The sequence below is a fragment of the Nostoc sp. NZL genome (genome assembly GCF_015714705.1).
GTDB classification, from domain to species: domain Bacteria; phylum Cyanobacteriota; class Cyanobacteriia; order Cyanobacteriales; family Nostocaceae; genus Nostoc; species Nostoc foliaceum_A.
On record NZ_WBKL01000083.1, the window covers coordinates 27,105 to 43,702 of the forward strand.

Annotated in this window: 14 protein-coding genes; 7 read left to right on the forward strand and 7 right to left on the reverse strand. The window is 44.4% G+C overall.

All coding sequences use genetic code 11. The annotated features are described in order from the left end of the window. Nucleotides 1-2 precede the first annotated feature (2 nt). Nucleotides 3-785, reverse strand: a complete 783-nt coding sequence (xth, locus tag F8R90_RS12370; protein ID WP_196510982.1) for an exodeoxyribonuclease III — start codon at nt 783-785, stop codon at nt 3-5. 455 nt (nt 786-1,240) lie between these two features. On the opposite strand from xth, the gene F8R90_RS12375 reads away from it, so the two are divergent. The 3 genes from F8R90_RS12375 (at nt 1,241) to F8R90_RS12385 (ending at nt 3,695) form a co-directional block, all read left to right on the forward strand. After that, entirely contained in the window at nt 1,241-2,311 is a 1,071-nt protein-coding gene (locus tag F8R90_RS12375; RefSeq protein WP_196510983.1) for a glycosyltransferase family 4 protein, read from the forward strand. 55 nt (nt 2,312-2,366) lie between these two features. Next, on the forward strand, nt 2,367-2,552 hold the full coding sequence (locus tag F8R90_RS12380; protein WP_196510984.1) for a hypothetical protein: 186 nt from the start codon (nt 2,367-2,369) through the stop codon (nt 2,550-2,552). A gap of 120 nt (nt 2,553-2,672) precedes the next feature. After that, the gene (locus F8R90_RS12385; protein ID WP_196511007.1) at nt 2,673-3,695 is read left to right on the forward strand and encodes a zinc-dependent alcohol dehydrogenase; all 1,023 of its coding nucleotides are present in this window, start codon (nt 2,673-2,675) and stop codon (nt 3,693-3,695) included. 32 nt (nt 3,696-3,727) lie between these two features. Here the strand turns inward: F8R90_RS12385 and F8R90_RS12390 are convergent, their stop codons facing one another. The 3 genes from F8R90_RS12390 to F8R90_RS12400 form a co-directional block, all read right to left on the reverse strand. After that, complete coding sequence (locus F8R90_RS12390; protein WP_196510985.1) at nt 3,728-4,114, reverse strand: signal peptidase I; 387 nt, start codon at nt 4,112-4,114, stop codon at nt 3,728-3,730. Next, on the reverse strand, nt 4,104-5,186 hold the full coding sequence (gene galK / locus F8R90_RS12395) for a galactokinase (protein ID WP_196510986.1): 1,083 nt from the start codon (nt 5,184-5,186) through the stop codon (nt 4,104-4,106). The genes F8R90_RS12390 and galK overlap by 11 nt, the downstream gene beginning before the upstream one ends. Nucleotides 5,187-5,353: 167 nt before the next feature. After that, complete coding sequence (locus F8R90_RS12400) at nt 5,354-6,442, reverse strand: M24 family metallopeptidase (RefSeq protein ID WP_196510987.1); 1,089 nt, start codon at nt 6,440-6,442, stop codon at nt 5,354-5,356. A 284-nt stretch (nt 6,443-6,726) separates the two neighbouring features. Here F8R90_RS12400 and F8R90_RS12405 point away from each other — a divergent pair, with 284 nt between their 5' ends. After that, on the forward strand, nt 6,727-6,969 hold the full coding sequence (locus tag F8R90_RS12405; protein ID WP_196510988.1) for a hypothetical protein: 243 nt from the start codon (nt 6,727-6,729) through the stop codon (nt 6,967-6,969). 479 nt (nt 6,970-7,448) lie between these two features. Continuing rightward, a complete protein-coding gene (psaB, locus tag F8R90_RS12410; RefSeq protein ID WP_196510989.1) occupies nt 7,449-9,677 on the forward strand; it encodes a photosystem I core protein PsaB in 2,229 nt (742 codons plus the stop codon). A 296-nt stretch (nt 9,678-9,973) separates the two neighbouring features. Here the strand turns inward: psaB and F8R90_RS12415 are convergent, their stop codons facing one another. The 3 genes from F8R90_RS12415 to F8R90_RS12425 all read right to left on the reverse strand — a co-directional run bounded on the left by F8R90_RS12415 (nt 9,974) and on the right by F8R90_RS12425 (nt 13,413). Then, nucleotides 9,974-10,186, reverse strand: coding sequence for a hypothetical protein (locus F8R90_RS12415; protein ID WP_190894294.1), 213 nt, complete (start codon nt 10,184-10,186; stop codon nt 9,974-9,976). 288 nt (nt 10,187-10,474) lie between these two features. Next, the gene (galT, locus tag F8R90_RS12420) at nt 10,475-11,575 is read right to left on the reverse strand and encodes a galactose-1-phosphate uridylyltransferase (protein ID WP_196510990.1); all 1,101 of its coding nucleotides are present in this window, start codon (nt 11,573-11,575) and stop codon (nt 10,475-10,477) included. Next, complete coding sequence (locus F8R90_RS12425; RefSeq protein ID WP_196510991.1) at nt 11,554-13,413, reverse strand: glycoside hydrolase family 2 protein; 1,860 nt, start codon at nt 13,411-13,413, stop codon at nt 11,554-11,556. Before F8R90_RS12425 ends, galT begins: the two co-directional genes overlap by 22 nt. Before the next feature lie 969 nt (nt 13,414-14,382). Here F8R90_RS12425 and F8R90_RS12430 point away from each other — a divergent pair. Continuing rightward, nucleotides 14,383-15,192 (forward strand): phytanoyl-CoA dioxygenase family protein, encoded by an 810-nt coding sequence (locus F8R90_RS12430; protein WP_196510992.1) that lies wholly within the window; start codon nt 14,383-14,385, stop codon nt 15,190-15,192. 387 nt (nt 15,193-15,579) lie between these two features. After that, the gene (locus tag F8R90_RS12435) at nt 15,580-16,587 is read left to right on the forward strand and encodes a glycoside hydrolase family 43 protein (protein ID WP_196510993.1); all 1,008 of its coding nucleotides are present in this window, start codon (nt 15,580-15,582) and stop codon (nt 16,585-16,587) included. The last annotated feature ends 11 nt before the right edge of the window (nt 16,588-16,598 follow it).

Below are 16,598 nucleotides of genomic sequence, written 5' to 3' on the forward strand. Positions count from 1 at the left end.
ATTCAAAATTCCACAATTACCGGCGTATGGTCGCTGGGTTGGGTTAATTTCCTGGGCGCGACATCGATAATGCAACTCGTAGCACGCTCATAGAGGATAGGTGTGAGATAGTGATGGTCAATCCGCCAACCTAAGTTGCGACGGAAGGCGGCGGCGCGATAATCCCACCAGCTATAATTTCCGCCTTCTGTATTGAATTTGCGAAAAGCATCAGCAAATCCCAGTTTCAGAATATCGCGTAAGGCTTGGCGCTCTGTTTCTGTTGCCATAATGTGATTTTCTGTACTCACTTGCTCGTGAATATCCTTATCTTCCAGGGCGATATTGAAGTCTCCGCACACACAAATTGCAGATTCTGACAGTACCAACAATCGCAAATACTCGTGTAACGCTGTCAACCAGCGCAGTTTGTATTCGTATTTTTCAGTTCCTACCGCTGCACCATTGGGAACATATAAGTTAACAATCCGAACACCATCAATTACACCTGTAATTACCCGCTTTTGCTCATCCCATTCATGGTGTAAATCTGGCAAAATCGCCCTAAACCCGCTACTTACGTCTACGAGTGGCTGGCGGCTAATCAGGGCTACGCCGTTATAAGATTTTTGTCCTGACATATAAAGGTTATAGCCTAACTGCTCAAAAGGCGATCGCGGAAACTCAGCATCCATAACCTTGGTTTCTTGCAAGCAGAGAACATCAACAGGATTGGTAGTTAACCAATCGGTAACCTGTTCTAGACGAGTGCGAATTGAGTTGACGTTCCAAGTAGCGATTTTCATTAGTTATCAGAATTTTTTGAAAATTAATAATTACAAATTATGTAATTATTGTACAATTACTTAATATTTATAATTTCTTTTCTATTTACCAATTACGTTTAAACGAAGCTTTAATGACTTGATCCCATTCAATATTTTAGTATTTTCAGCTACAAAATATTCAAATTTGTAAGTTACGCTACAAAATATTCTACTTTATTATGATCCCCAAGACAGATGCAACAAGTAATAGATTTGTTATAGGTTAGAAGTCTAGCTTGGGGTTGACTTTTACCGATAGTCCGTTAGATTTGTCGGTAGAAAATTTCCGGTCTGGTTAACCTTTATTGCGCTTTTAGTAGCCTGTTAGGTTAATTTAAATGTCAAAAGAGTAAGTACAAATGCTCTTTACTCATAAAATAATGATGCAACTCATTATATTGAGGACAATTTCATAGACTGAACCAATAAAACTTATGAAAATCGCTCAAGTTGCCCCCTTATGGGAAAGGGTTCCACCTCCTAATTATGGAGGAATAGAACTGGTAGTGAGTCGCTTGACTGATGAACTTGTTCGTCGCGGTCATGAGGTAACCTTATTTGCCTCTGGCGATTCTCAAACTTTGGCTCATTTAGAAGCAGTTTATCCACGTGCATTGCGCTTAGATCCAAATGTCAAAGAGTATGCAGTGTACGAAATGCTAGAACTGAGTCAAGTGTACCAACGTACTGCCCAATTCGATATTATCCATTCTCATGTAGGGATTTCGGCACTACCTTTAGCGAGTTTGATAACAGCAACTTCTACAGTCCACACGCTGCACAATAATTTTACAACGGATAACCGTCACGCATTTAGCTATCACCAAAAGCAACCATACGTCAGCATTAGTAACTCGCAGCGTCAAATCGATCTCAATTATATTGACACGGTTTATAACGGAATTGAGCTAGCAGATTATCCATTCGTAGCCCAACCGTCAGAACCTCCATATTTGGCTTTTTTAGGTCGTTTTTCGCCAGAGAAAGGGCCACAACATGCGATAGCTATTGCTAAACAGATCGGTTGGCGCTTGAAGATGGCAGGAAAGGTTGATGTTCAAGACTCTAAGTTTTTTGAACAAGAGATTGCCCCTCTGATAGATGGTCAGCAAATTGAATATCTAGGCGAAATCAACCACGCCGAAAAGACTGAACTTCTGGGCAATGCTGCCATAACTCTTTTTCCCATTAGCTGGCAAGAACCTTTTGGGTTAGTAATGACTGAATCAATGGCAACTGGTACACCAGTGATTGCCATGAATTTCGGCTCCGTACCTGAAGTGATTGCCCACGGTAAAACAGGTTTTATCTGCAAAAGCTATGCAGAAATGGCAGCAATGATTCCACTAGCTTTGGAACTCAATCGTCAAACCTGTCGAAAACATGTAGAAAACAATTTTAGTGTTAGCCAAATGGTTAACGGATATGAAGCTGTTTACAGACAAATTATTAAAGACCGCATAGAATCAAATGGCCGCATTCATGCAGCTAACATCGAGTTTTAATCAACTGCTTTTTTTTACTTAGTTTAAACAATAATTTTTTAAGGAGGACATTGGTATGAGTACGAGAGCCAACACCTGCCCATGCTGCGGTGGTTCCCTCCTGCGTCATGCCCGACATGGTGAACTATATTGGTTTTGCCTGTCGTGCCGGCTAGAAGTACCGCTATTAACTGTTACTCGCTTGCCTAATGCGGAAACCCGGAACACCGGAGTGGTTCCCCAGCCAGCGGTGAATACCTAGTTTTACAGCATTTTAGATTAATAAAAGCCTACTAGATACAAATCAAGACTGATTTTTTTAAACCTATCAACTAGCTTCAACTGGTAAAATCGGATGGAGCTAATTGATAGGTTTAAAGCTTTGTTAGCAGCGTTACTTTATGGTCAAGAAGATTTACGCCTAGAGAAAGTTGCTGACCCCACTCCGGCGACTGGCGAAGTTGTGATCCAAGTGAGGGCAGCAACAACTTGTGGTACAGATTTGAAAGTCTGGCGGCGTGGTGGTCATGCCAAAATGCTGATCCCACCGACACTGTTTGGTCATGAAGGTGCTGGACGAGTTGTTGCCTTGGGTGCAGGCGTTACAAATTGGCAAGTAGGCGATCGCATCGTCGCTAATAATTCCGCACCATGTATGAAGTGCTTTTTTTGTCAACGCCAAGAGTATTCATTATGTCCAAATTTGACCTGGAATAACGGGACTTTTGCGGAATACCTAAAAATTCCTGCACCGATAGTAGAGCATAATTTGTTGCAGATTCCCGATGAGTTGCCGTGGGAATTGGCAGCCATGACGGAACCCTTAGCTTGTGTGTTACATGGTATAGCGCGTTCTAATATTAAGCCCAAAGATAAAGTCGTCGTTTTGGGAGATGGGGCAATTGGGTTGATGTTTGTGGCGGCATTGAGTGGGAAAGCTGAGGTATTGCTGTGGGGAGGTAATAACCATAGGCTAGAAATTGGTCAGAAATTGGGTGCAGCCCAAACCTTTAATTATCATCAAATCCCAGATATTCCCAGTGTGGTGAAAGAACTCACCCAAGGATGGGGCGCAGATGTGGTGATTGAAGCAACTGGTGTACCAAGTGTATGGGAAACTGCGATCGCCTGCGCCCGTCCTGGTGCAACAGTCAACTTATTCGGTGGATGTCCACGGGATACCAGTATTACCGTCAATACAGAACAGCTACACTATAGCGAACTTACCCTCAAAGGAGTGTTTCATAATACACCAGAGTATGTGCGGAAGGCGCTGGCACTGATCGCTAGTCGCAAAATCCCCTTTGAGTTACTTATTAGCGAACACCGACCATTAAAAGATTTAGAACAGGTGTTTTGTGAGATGAAGGCGCGTCAAGTAATAAAGGTAGCGATGATTCCTTAGTTTTGTGCGGGGTACAGCAGGTACATAGCAAACTAACTCTTTGACATTCCAGCCAAGGCAACACTATCGCCTGGCTTTGAAGGCCATCTGACAGTAAGGATAGTGCAGTCGGACTCAGCAACCCACCAATGAGGCACACCTGCACACCAAAGAACATAATCACCTTCACGAGATAATAAAATTTCTCTATCTTCAAATTGCAGGCGAAATTGTCCATGAATGAGAATTGAAAGAGTAGCGGCTTGATTATTAACTGCCCAATCAGTTCTACTGTCACCTGCTTTGTGGATAGCCCATTTTACTTCTAGCATTTCCGTGGAACGCGGATCGTCTTCAGGGGTGATAAAGTGACCCATGAACCATCCCCAACGATTTTCACCTTCAACGACAGCGTTTCCATAAACAACTTTAGGCTGCATCACTTAATCCCAAAGAAGGAACCAAAATTTTTCCGTTGTAACCCGCTTGGTTGTATTGTTCCAGGACATGAGTTGCAATACGTTTGCTCTCACCTGATGTAACCAAAGCAACACTTGCCCCCCCAAAGCCTGCACCCGTGAGTCTTGCACCAAACACTCCTTCTGTTTTCTGCAAAATCTCTACCAATGTATCTAAGGCTGGTACTGAAACTTCGTAATCATCTCGCAAGCTGGCGTGGGAAGCGTTCATCAATTCGCCAAAGCGCTCAGATGTCACTCCCTGCAATACTTCTAAGACGCGGTTATTTTCTGTAACTACATGACGGGCACGACGGCGTAGTGGTTCTGGTAGTTTTTCTGTTACTTCAGCATCAATGATATCTCGTAGTGCCTTCACTCCGAGCGATCGCGCCGCTTCCTCACATTCTGCCCGGCGCTGGTTATAACCGCTACTTGCAAGTGTGCGAGGTACACCACTATCAATAACCAAAATCTCCGCTTTCTCAGGCAAAGGCATCACCCGGCGTTCTAAAGTCCGAGTATCTAAAAATAAGATATGCTCAGTATCAGCCAAGCTAGAAGCCATCTGATCCATGATGCCGCATTGCACACCAGCATAGTGAATTTCGGCTTGCTGGGCGAATTGGGCAATTTCAACATCATCAATGGGAAGGTTGAATAGTTGGCGTAATGCCCGCAGCATCGCTACTTCCAAAGCTGCGCTACTAGACAAACCCGAACCCATAGGAACCGACGATTTGACGTACACACAAAGCGGGGGTATTGTGTAGCCTGCTTTTTGCAAAACCTCAATACAGCCAAAAATATAACTGGCGAATCCAGACGGGGTATGATTGATATCTAAAATGGTCACTTGCTCGTTGAGATTTTCCGAGTAAAAGTGATGCTGGCTATCGCTACTAAAACCTAGCTGTATCGTCGTACATTGAGGAATCGCAGTTGGAAGAACGAAGCCATCGTTATAGTCGGTATGTTCGCCTAGTAAATTTACTCTTCCTGGCGCACTAGCTTTAGTTTCAGGTGGTTTACCGAATACTTGTTGAAAATCCATAATTTTTAACCAATTATGTGGGTTTAAGTCCCCCGCTTCTAACAAGCGGCAAGTTTTGTAGCGAGGTATAAATCCCCATCAAAAAACTTAATTACGAATTACGTTAGCGCAGCGTTAGCGACGCAGGAGCGTCATTACGAATTACGAATTACAAATTACGAATTGTTTTAATTGTATAAAGGTACAGGGCGTAACCTTCCTTCTACCTCAACACTAGGGAAATTTGGATCAAAAGTCAGATTTTCCAACTTTCCATCCTTGAGAATTACAAAAGTGTCTTCAACCTTTGCCCCTGCTAAACTGGGATTCCAAGCAACAGCAATACCTTCTGTCAAAGTATCAGTAGTAGTTGGATTTGCGACGATTTCTCGCGCTAAATATCCAGTGGTTCCTCCTTGGTGATGTTCGCGGATGGCATTAGGAAATCCATGCTGCTCATAAGCCTGAGCTAGCGCGTGATAAACTTTGTCGAGAGTGGTTCCGGGTTGGCACAAATTCAAAACTACAGCTTCTATTTCGCGCACATGGGAATGCAATTCGGCCCGTTCGTCTGAAAGCTTACCAAAACAAACAAATCGAGTCAGATTTGCATACAAACCGTAACCTCTAGCGCAAAACACCAGCATTGCTTGCCGTCCAATCTGTTCTCCTGTGGGTGTCGCATGACGGTATAGCGGTAAACGCCTCTCACCCGCTACCAGTGTCAGCGCTGGATGCAACCCTTTCGCCCATAATGCCTCTGCACCCGCACCCGCTAACTGATATTCTGTCCAAGTTGGCTTGGCGGCTTTGAGTACTTCTGTCATGGCAACGCTCGCTTTTTGCCCGACTTGGCGATATCGCTCTAATTCACTTGACATAATTACCCGTTTATGTGATTGCAGAGATGCGGGTAACGGCTTTTCTAAATTGGAGATGGGGCGATCACTAAGTAGTTTCCCTCCGGCAGTTGCATCACGAGCAAAAGACTCACGGGCAGCAGCATCAGCCCAAGGGTTGACATGCACCTTAAAATTAGCTGGTAGTTCTTCATCAATCAGACGCTGCGCTTCTATTTCATCGGTCAATACCCAAGCATCTTCAGTAGTTACTAATACTTCTGCTACGCCAGTTTCAGCGGTAAGCAGCACGGTGTTAGAAGCGCCAGCTGTCGCCCAAGCAAACCAGTCTGTTCCGCGCAAACGCACGCCTTGCACTTCGTTTTCACGCAAGGTTTGCCTGATTAACTCTAGTTTTTTGGAGACTTCTTCGTTCATACAAAATTAGTAACCACAGATGAATACAGACAATTATCAGATTCATCTGTGTTTATATGCGTATGTCTATGGTTTGAAAAAAACGTGGGTACGGTATTATATTGAGTTTGGCATTCAATATTTACTTAGAAGGCTGTATTCGGAATTACAAATTCACTTCACATCGATTAACCCCTCTAGGTGAACTGCGCATCGAACCAAGGTAGTTCTCAAGAATGATGTAGTCATTAGTAAATATTTGAAATTATGAAAGTGCAGGAGTTACAAAGACATGAAAAAAGCTTATGAAATCCCAAGAGACTCAAAACACAACAACAGAGAATAATCTCACCGTGGCAGAGGATACGCCTAACTATATCAATCCCAAAGAATCTGGAAAATCTGAGCCTATGACTCAGGTACAAAGTGATAATGTAATCACCAATCAAGACTTACCTGATCCACGAGTTCGCTATGGTTTTACCCTGATCATCTTGGCGGCTTTTTTATTTGTTGTCGCCATTTATTATGGAATTATTAACCCCTAAGCAATTCCCCTAATTCAGCCTCACAAGAAGTAAAAACTGTTGGTATCACAGCTTACTAAGTTCTTTGTAAACTTGAGCTTAATATTTTGTTATGTATTGACCAGAGAATCAATATTTTTATGCTACGCTTTTGCGAAATTTAAGCTCATTTTCACGAAAAGTTTGGCAACTTTTGCGGCTTTGGGACTGTATTTAAGACTACAAGTTCATTTAATAAAAATATCCTCCAATAGTTAGATGGAATTGATAGTCATTAATTAGTTTATTACTTTTATAGAAATGAATTGCATCATACCGCCTAAGGATGTAAGTCCAAGAATTAAGCCTGTTTTACCCTCAATACTCACCAGCTTTTGCTATTTAGATTAGATTAACCTCCAATTTAAGGCTGAAAGGGTGCTGATTCAATTGCAAAAAGTTGCTGGCTCACTAGAACTAGCAACTTGGGATTAGCGTTTAAGGAGATGTAATTAAATTGCATGGCCACAAAATATCCTAAATTTAACCAGGATCTCGCACAAGACCCGACTACACGTCGGATCTGGTACGCGATCGCTACGGGAAATGATTTTGAAAGCCATGATGGCATGACCGAGGAAAATCTTTACCAAAAGATTTTCGCTACTCACTTCGGTCACGTGGCAATCATTTTCCTGTGGGCATCTAGTCTATTGTTCCACGTAGCCTGGCAAGGTAACTTTGAACAGTGGATTAAAGATCCGCTGCATATCCGCCCAATCGCCCACGCGATTTGGGATCCTCATTTTGGTAAACCAGCAATAGAAGCCTTTACCCAAGGGGGCGCTCCCTATCCTGTTAACATTGCTTACTCTGGTGTCTACCACTGGTGGTACACCATTGGGATGCGGACGAACAATGATCTCTACCAGGGTTCAGTGTTCTTGTTGCTGTTAGCAGCATTGTTCTTGTTTGCTGGTTGGCTGCACTTGCAACCTAATTATCGTCCCAGCTTGGCTTGGTTCAAGAGTGCTGAACCTCGTCTGAATCACCACTTGGCAGGATTGTTTGGTGTTAGCTCTCTGGCTTGGGCCGGACACCTTGTTCACGTTGCCATTCCCGAATCTCGCGGTGTTCATGTTGGTTGGAACAATTTTCTGACTACCTTACCGCACCCAGCAGGTTTAGCACCCTTCTGGAGGGGTGATTGGGGTGTCTATGCCCAGAATCCTGAAACGCCAGGGCATGTGTTTGGCACATCTCAAGGCGCAGGAACGGCAATTCTGACTTTTTTGGGTGGTTTTCATCCCCAAACTGAATCGCTATGGCTGACCGATATGGCTCATCACCATTTAGCGATCGCAGTTATCTTTATTGTCGCCGGTCACATGTACCGGACTAACTTCGGAATTGGTCACAGCATCAAAGAGATGCTCAACGCCAGAAATTTCTTTGGCATCAAAACTGAAGGTCAATTCAACTTACCGCACCAAGGGCTGTACGACACTTACAACAACTCTCTGCACTTCCAGTTGTCCATACACCTGGCAGCGTTAGGTACTGCATTATCATTGGTGGCGCAGCACATGTATTCGATGCCTCCTTACGCCTTTATCGGTAAGGACTACACAACACAGGCGGCGCTGTACACTCATCACCAGTACATTGCTGGCTTCCTGATGATTGGTGCATTCGCCCATGCCGGCATCTTCTGGGTTCGGGATTACGACCCAGAACAGAACAAAGGTAACGTCCTGGAGCGTGTACTTCAGCACAAAGAAGCGATTATTTCTCACTTGAGTTGGGTGTCGCTATTCTTAGGCTTCCACACCCTCGGATTGTACGTCCACAACGACGTTGTAGTTGCCTTTGGCACTCCTGAAAAGCAAATTCTGATTGAACCAGTATTTGCTCAATTCATCCAATCTGCTCATGGGAAACTGTTGTATGGGATGAATACTTTATTATCTAACCCAGATAGTATCGCCTACACAGCTTGGCCCAACTACGGTAACGTCTGGCTACCAGGCTGGACAGAAGCGATCAACTCCGGCACTAACTCACTGTTCTTGACGATTGGCCCTGGTGATTTCCTAGTTCACCACGCGATCGCTTTAGGTTTGCACACCACCACATTAATTTGTGTCAAGGGCGCATTGGATGCTCGTGGTACCAAATTGATGCCTGATAAAAAGGATTTCGGCTTTACCTTCCCCTGCGATGGGCCTGGCCGGGGCGGTACTTGCCAAACTTCATCCTGGGAACAGTCTTTCTATCTTGCTATCTTCTGGATGCTGAATCTCCTTGGTTGGGTAACTTTCTATTGGCACTGGAAGCATCTAGGTGTTTGGCAAGGTAATGTCGCTCAGTTCAATGAGAACTCTACATACCTCATGGGTTGGTTCCGTGATTACCTCTGGGCTAATTCCGCTCAGTTAATTAACGGTTACAATCCCTACGGCACAAATAATTTGTCTGTCTGGGCTTGGATGTTCCTCTTTGGACACTTGGTTTGGGCAACAGGTTTCATGTTCTTGATTAGCTGGCGTGGATACTGGCAAGAGTTAATTGAAACTCTTGTCTGGGCACATGAACGCACTCCGTTGGCTAACTTAGCTCGCTGGAAAGATAAACCTGTTGCTCTGTCTATTGTCCAAGGTTGGTTGGTGGGTCTAGCTCACTTCACAGTTGGTTACATCCTTACCTATGCAGCATTTCTTATAGCTTCAACCGCCGGGAAATTCGGTTGAGGTTTTTGATAGATATCCTCTGACTTAGCCATCTCCCCCTCTATACCATTAGGTGAGAGGGGGATTTTTGTATATCAAAAGCACTTGATACTGCAAACCTGAGATCATTCTGACTATCTACTCATTTGCTGGTTGTTGAAAAAACCTAAATATTATATTGTGGCGTGGCAAGAATAAATTTATTTTAGCTGTGCCACGCCACTATGGGTATTTCAAAAATCAAATATGAGTCCTATAGTTACCATGAGCCACCGAATGCCCCTCCCTCAACGAAGTAAGGTGGGGAGGATGTCAATTCAGGTATTAGTATTTGATTTTTCACCTGGGCGTTCGGTAGCAGGAGGATACTTAACACTTTCTTCGACTCTATGGATCTCTGTGTTGGTTTGTTCTTCAGACAAGAGATCGTCGGGGTTTAATGTTTTATCAGCAGCATCATCAATTACTCCATTGGCATTGACATTGGGTTTATCAGAAGTGCCTTTATGGCTAGCATGTCCACTAGGCATAACTATTACCTCTCATTTTTATAACTAAACACTCCCAGCCTAAACTCTTTTGTTTGGAGAAATACACTATCAGAAGGCTTATAGCAGAACTATCAGAATCCAGTCTGGAGTTATATAAATTTCTCGTAAGGACTCAGGATTGCTGTGCCCCTACCAACGTATTTGTATCATTATTATTAAAGTGAAACAGTATTACAAAAAAGTTAAAAACCGTCCCCGATTAGAAAGAACGGTTAAAACAGTTTGCTGTTCAAGCAGTGGACAAACAGGAATAAATAGGTAAGTTTGTCACGCCGAAATTGGTTCTTCAATATTTACCACGACGGCTTGTAGCTCTTTCGCTTTCTCTTCTGGTAAAGCATCATTGGCAAACATCCCCGCTGCGAGTTCAGTTCCCGCTAGGTACTTCAGCCTTTCGCTTGTCCGGTATGGTGGAAAAAACTCGGCGTGTAAATGCGCTTCTGGATGGGCTAAACCGTCAGTTGGTGCTTGGAACCAAGCCATCAAGTAAGGAAACGGGCGATTCCACAAGCCGTCATACTTGAGAGTGACAGTTTTTAACGCTTTAGCAAGTCCCCAACGTTGCTGTGGGGTAAGCTCCATAAAAGTACCAACTGGTTCTTTAGGAGCAATCCAAACCTCATAGGGGTAACGAGCGCATACTGGGACAAATGCGATCGCATACTCATCTTGATAAATAATCCGTTGATTGTCTACAATCTCCTTCTGAATCAAGTCTTGCAGTAAACCCCGCTGATGTTTTTCATAATACTCCTGCTGCATGGACAGCATCCTTGCTGGAACAGGCGGTATAAAAGGATAAGCATAAATTTGCCCGTGGGGATGGTGCAAAGTCACGCCCACCTCTACACCCTTATTTTCAAAGGGCAACACATACTGAATTTGGGGATTTTCTCCCAATACGCGGGTGCGATCGCCCCACACTTCTAAAAGCAAATCAAGGTGTTTCAGTTCCAGGGAACTAAGGGAAGCTTGGGCGTTTTGAGTAAAAACCACCACTTCACACGCCCCATTAGCGGGCAATGTTTCCACAATACACTCTGGGGGGTCGTGTGCCGCTTGAGCCATTGAGGGAAAGCGGTTATCAAACACCGCCACATCATACTTACCTTGTGGTAGTTCTGTAGGGAACTCAGGTTTAGTAGTAGGTGCGAGGGGATTATACTCCGGGGGTGGCATGAAAGTCCGCCCTTGACGGTGAGAAGCGTAAGCAACCCATTCACCGCGTAAAGGATGCCAGCGCAGGTGGGGATTTGCCTGCACTGGTTCATTACTAGGGCTAGTGGCGATGATATTCTCGGCAATCGGGTATCGACTGTATAAGGTCAGTGGGCGACCATCCGGCTTTAACAGCTTGTAGGAGTACATAATCCTTGTCCTGAAAGGGTCGCAGCGCGGATCGCCTCTAGGGGAAATTTCGGCGTGCGATCGGCGTATAATAAACCGTTAGCTTCTTGGAAGGTATCTGTAAATTGGGTGTAGCAAAATCCGCTAAATAGCTCGATATCATTAATCGTTTCGAGCAGAGCAGCGTATTTTATTTCTAACTCGGAAATATTGGAGCAACGCTCATATCCCCAAGCTTTATCTGCATCGGGGGTATCAACAGGAGCATAGGCAATGCCACCAAACTCAGTCAGCATCACTGGCTGTCCCTGATGCGGAAAGTTGTCCAGAGTGAGGATGCGCCCTCCAGGACGCTTCCGGTCAAACAAATCTGATAGCTTCACTTCTGGGCCATAACGATGAGCCAATCGCTGTGCCTGGGTATCGTAGTCATGAATAGCCAGAATATCTGTATCTGTACTTTCCCAACCATCGTTACCAATCACTGGGCGGCTAGGATCGAGAGTTTTAGTTAAGTGATACATTGCCAAAACATAGTTTCGGTGAGCCGCAGTCTCAACCAGATTTGGAACTCCCCAGGATTCATTAAATGTTACCCAAGCTACTATACAGGGGTGGCTGATATCCCGCTTAATGACCTCAGTCCACTCTCGCGTTGTGCGTTCCACTGCTTTAGGTGTGAAACGATATGCACTAGGCATCTCCTCCCATACTAACAACCCCAGCACATCTGCCCAATATAAAAATCGCGGGTCTTCAATTTTCTGGTGCTTACGGACTCCGTTAAAACCCATTGCTTTGGTAAGTTCCACATCACGCCGTAATGCTCCATCGTTGGGTGCTGTCATTAGTGAATCGGGCCAGTAGCCTTGATCCAGAACTAAGCGCAAATAATAAGGACGACCATTGAGCATAAAGCGATCGCGCTGTATCCCCACAGTCCGCATTGCTGTATAGGATTTAACTTCATCCAATAGCTGATTTTTATACCAAAGTTCAATGTGGGCATCCATTAGGGTGGGTTTTTCTGGACTCCACAGCAATTCGTTGCGGTAGTCGTCGATACCTGGGTCGGAAAGGGAGATGCGGCGGCCAACCTCTCCGTTAAACACTTCATAGGTATCGTTTGCTAGCACGGTATTGCCAATGCTCAGTTTTACCTTGATTTGGATACCAGCAGGCACATCACCTGCGATCGCAGCATAACAACCAACTTCCCAGCGCTCGAAATCGGGACTCCACCGAATATGATCAATGTAAGTTCTACCCACACGCTCAATCCAGACTGTCTGCCAAATCCCACTGGTGCGAGGATACCAAATACTGTGCGGTTCCAACTGCCAATCTTGCTTTCCTCTAGGCTTGGCGAGATCACAAGGATCATCTTGGGCCCAGACTGTTACTTTGGTTATGCCACTGTCATTCAAAGCTGCGGTAATATCCAGCGTGAAAGCAGTATGTCCCCCTTCATGTTCTGCTATGTATTGACCATTGACCCACACACGGGCGCGATAGTCCACAGCCCCAAAGTGCAGTAGTAATCTACCATCACCTTCAGGCGTTTCAAATTCCCGCTCATACCAGCAGTTTGTATGAAAACCTGTGTCACCAATACCACTTTTGGTAGATTCGGGAGCAAAGGGAACTTGTATATCATGTGTCCAATCAGAGATATCGCCTGGTTGAATGCATCGCCCTTCATCGTCAAATGCGAACTTCCACAGCCCGTTTAAATTTAGCCAGTGCGATCGCTGTAACTGTGGACGTGGATACCCAGCTACCGGGAGGCTACAAATCCTTTGGTTATCCGTATTGGAGGGTAATTCAACTTTATGATTTTGTATATCCAACAATTTCATTAAAACCTCTTTATGTAACTGCAATAGAACAAATTTTTTTGTGCCTTCGGTTTAGACTAAACTAGGCGTGTTTTGAGACATTTTAGGAGTTTTTTTCTCCTTCCTCTGTAAGCAATATAACTTTATACCTGTACTTACATTGCACTATTTATCGCTTAATAGTAAACATAAAATACATCAACTGCCCGACTATTGGGGCCATAAAATTCGGTTTAGACTGTTGACTCGTGACATTATGGCATACATATAGTGAATATTTGCCAAGTCGGCAGGAAAAAATTAGGTAAGCTGTTCCACATTTAAATTGCATATACTGGGCAGGCAAGATGCCTACGCCACAAGAGTTATGTTGAATTCGGTTATGGAAATTAACTGGATTGCCCTATAACCCTTGGAAGTTTTTTTTAACTAGTTCTGCTGGTTTAAGTCAATATCAACTAATAAACGGCAAATTTTGTAACAGGGTCTAAGAGTACAAAATCCACATCGAAGGAAACCTCTGCCCCGGTTTGGCACTAAATTTCCGTTACAAGATTTACTTACGAATTATTTTAATTCCTAGATCACAGAGTTATAGCTAATTTTCAGCAGCCGTGGTATGACTGTCCGGCGAAAACTCCTATCTTGGTGGCAAAGGCAACACTCTTAGCTTTCAGTAGTTTTATCACCTCTTACTACATTTATAGTATCACAGTTTGGGCAGTGAACTGGCTTAAGAACCATTGCTGTATTTCTGATTCAGCACCTTACCTCACAACCGGAAAACCCTAGAAACTAATCAACAGGTTTGCGCTATCAACTACAAAATAAAGCCGTATCTGCAAAGAGATTCCGATAACCTAAGTCTACAAAAACTGACAAGCCAATTCCAGAAATGGTGCGCTATTATCGACGAACAATTGCAAAAAGCTACAGTTGAGAGTCCAATTTATATTCGACTCTAAACCATGAATTGGCGAGGATAAGAAAATGGTTCAAAGTATAGGCGGCGTAGCTAAGTATACAGCTACCGACCTAAACCGATTTGCCGAAGAACTGAATCGAGATGGCATTTGTGTGATTCCCGGCCTTTTTGATAAAAAATTAATTGGCGAGTGGGCAAAAGCTTTTGAAAATTTATTTCGAGAGCGCCAAAATCAACCAGGTGGGCTGGCTCCTCGTGAAATTGCCCGCTACTATTTAACGTTGCCTTGGGTTTCCCCCTTTGCCAACGTGGAAGTTTTCGCCAATCCAGTGATTATGGGTGTTCTTGAGCGAGTATTTTTTCAGGAATATGTGATGGTTCAGTTGGGAGTTGATCTCCCAGTCCAAGGTTCCGATTATCAAGAAATTCACCGGGACTATCGCCCTTTGTTTTCCGACCAAATAGTAACGCCACTCTACGCCCTTGCGGTTAACTTCCCACTTGTGAAAGTAACAGCAGAAAACGGGCCATTCCAGATGGCGCGTGGTACGCATATCTTGCCGCGTGAAGAGGGACTAAGGAAAATTGCCACTGATGAAATACCAATGGAATCTTTCTATATGGAGCCAGGGGATGCGATGATTCGGACACCGTTGGCGCTGCACCGGGGTTCACCAAATAGAACTAACCAGCCAAGACCAATGGTAGTTATGGGCTATGCTATGCATTGGTTGCACACGCCGAAGGTAGATTTGACTCTCCAACGAGACTATTATGAGAGCCTACCAGAGAAGTTAAGGCAGATGATTCGGTGTCAGGTGGTGGAACAGTTGCCAAAGGAGAAGATTGAAACTTACGTGAATTTCAAGTATTAATCAGCTATTCCACATTTACAGCTATTTTCAGGTAAATAGACCACGCCCTACGGGCACAGCATTGCTGTGCCCCTACGACACATATGGTTTTTCAAATCATCTATATTTGGTCTTTCTTGTCAATGCGTAAATCTTAGAGTTTTCGTATTTTTGTCGAGGAGTTTGGAATCATTCATACTCAAACAGGACTTCCGCAAAAACCCTCTACAACTCTTATTACTTGGCGCACTTGGCGTACTTGGCGGTTCGTTTTTTCATGATTTTGCGTAAGTCCTATCAAATTCAGTAATGCCAGAAAATTCAAGAGCGCAAACCCGCATAAAGATAGTTGTTTTTACGATCGCACTTCCTGAAAAATTGAGTTAACACGCTATAGCGATCACCGAGATGTTAAGTTATACCAATCCAGTCTACAAAGGCTATTTTGCCGATCCTTTTGTTTGGGAATTTGAAGATGTATACTATGCGATCGGCACTGGTGCAGCCGAAGCGGAAGGAATGGTAGACGAAATAGCGGATTCTACTAACAAACTATGTGTCTTTCCTCTATTACGCTCCTTTGATTTCCTAAATTGGGATTTTGTTGGTAACGCACTGCTACGGCCAGACCCCTCCCTTGGCGATAATTTTTGGGCCCCCGAAGTTGCTTATGATAGCGGCAAGTTCTACCTCTACTACTCTGTAGGACACGAGGACAAGAATCATCAGTTGCGCGTTGCCACCAGCGATACTCCCTTAGGCCCCTATAAAGATGTTGGTGAGCCGCTTTTAGACCCGAAGTCTTGCTCCTTCGCCATCGACCCCCACCCATTCCGCGATGACGATGGGCAATGGTATCTATTTTTCGCTCGTGATTTTTTAGACACTGAGGGCGGCGTGCGTGCTGGTACTGCCCTCTTTGTAGACCGACTCCAAGATATGACGAAACTCTGCGGTATTGGGAAAGTCGTCTTGCGGGCGCGTTCGGATTGGCAACGATTTTTAGCGAACCGATTGATGTATGGTGAACTTTTTGATTGGCATACCTTAGAAGGCCCCTGTGTCCGTAAACATGAAGGTCGATATTATTGCTTTTATAGTGGTGGGCGCTGGGAAACTGAAGACTACGGTGTAGATTATGGAGTAGCTGATAGTGTGATGGGGCCTTACTCTGATTTCGGTAACGAAATGGGGCCACGCGTGCTGCGATCGCTTCCTGATCGTGTCAAAGGACCTGGACACAACTCAATCGTTGTTGGCCCCGATGGTCAAACTGAGTACATTGTCTACCATGCCTGGGCAGCGAACATGGATGCGCGGCGGATGTGCTTGGATAAACTCATTTGGACACCAGATGGGCCATGTTGCGAAGGCCCTACCTGGACACCACAAGCGATCGCCTGCAAATCAATTTGATTTCTTTAATA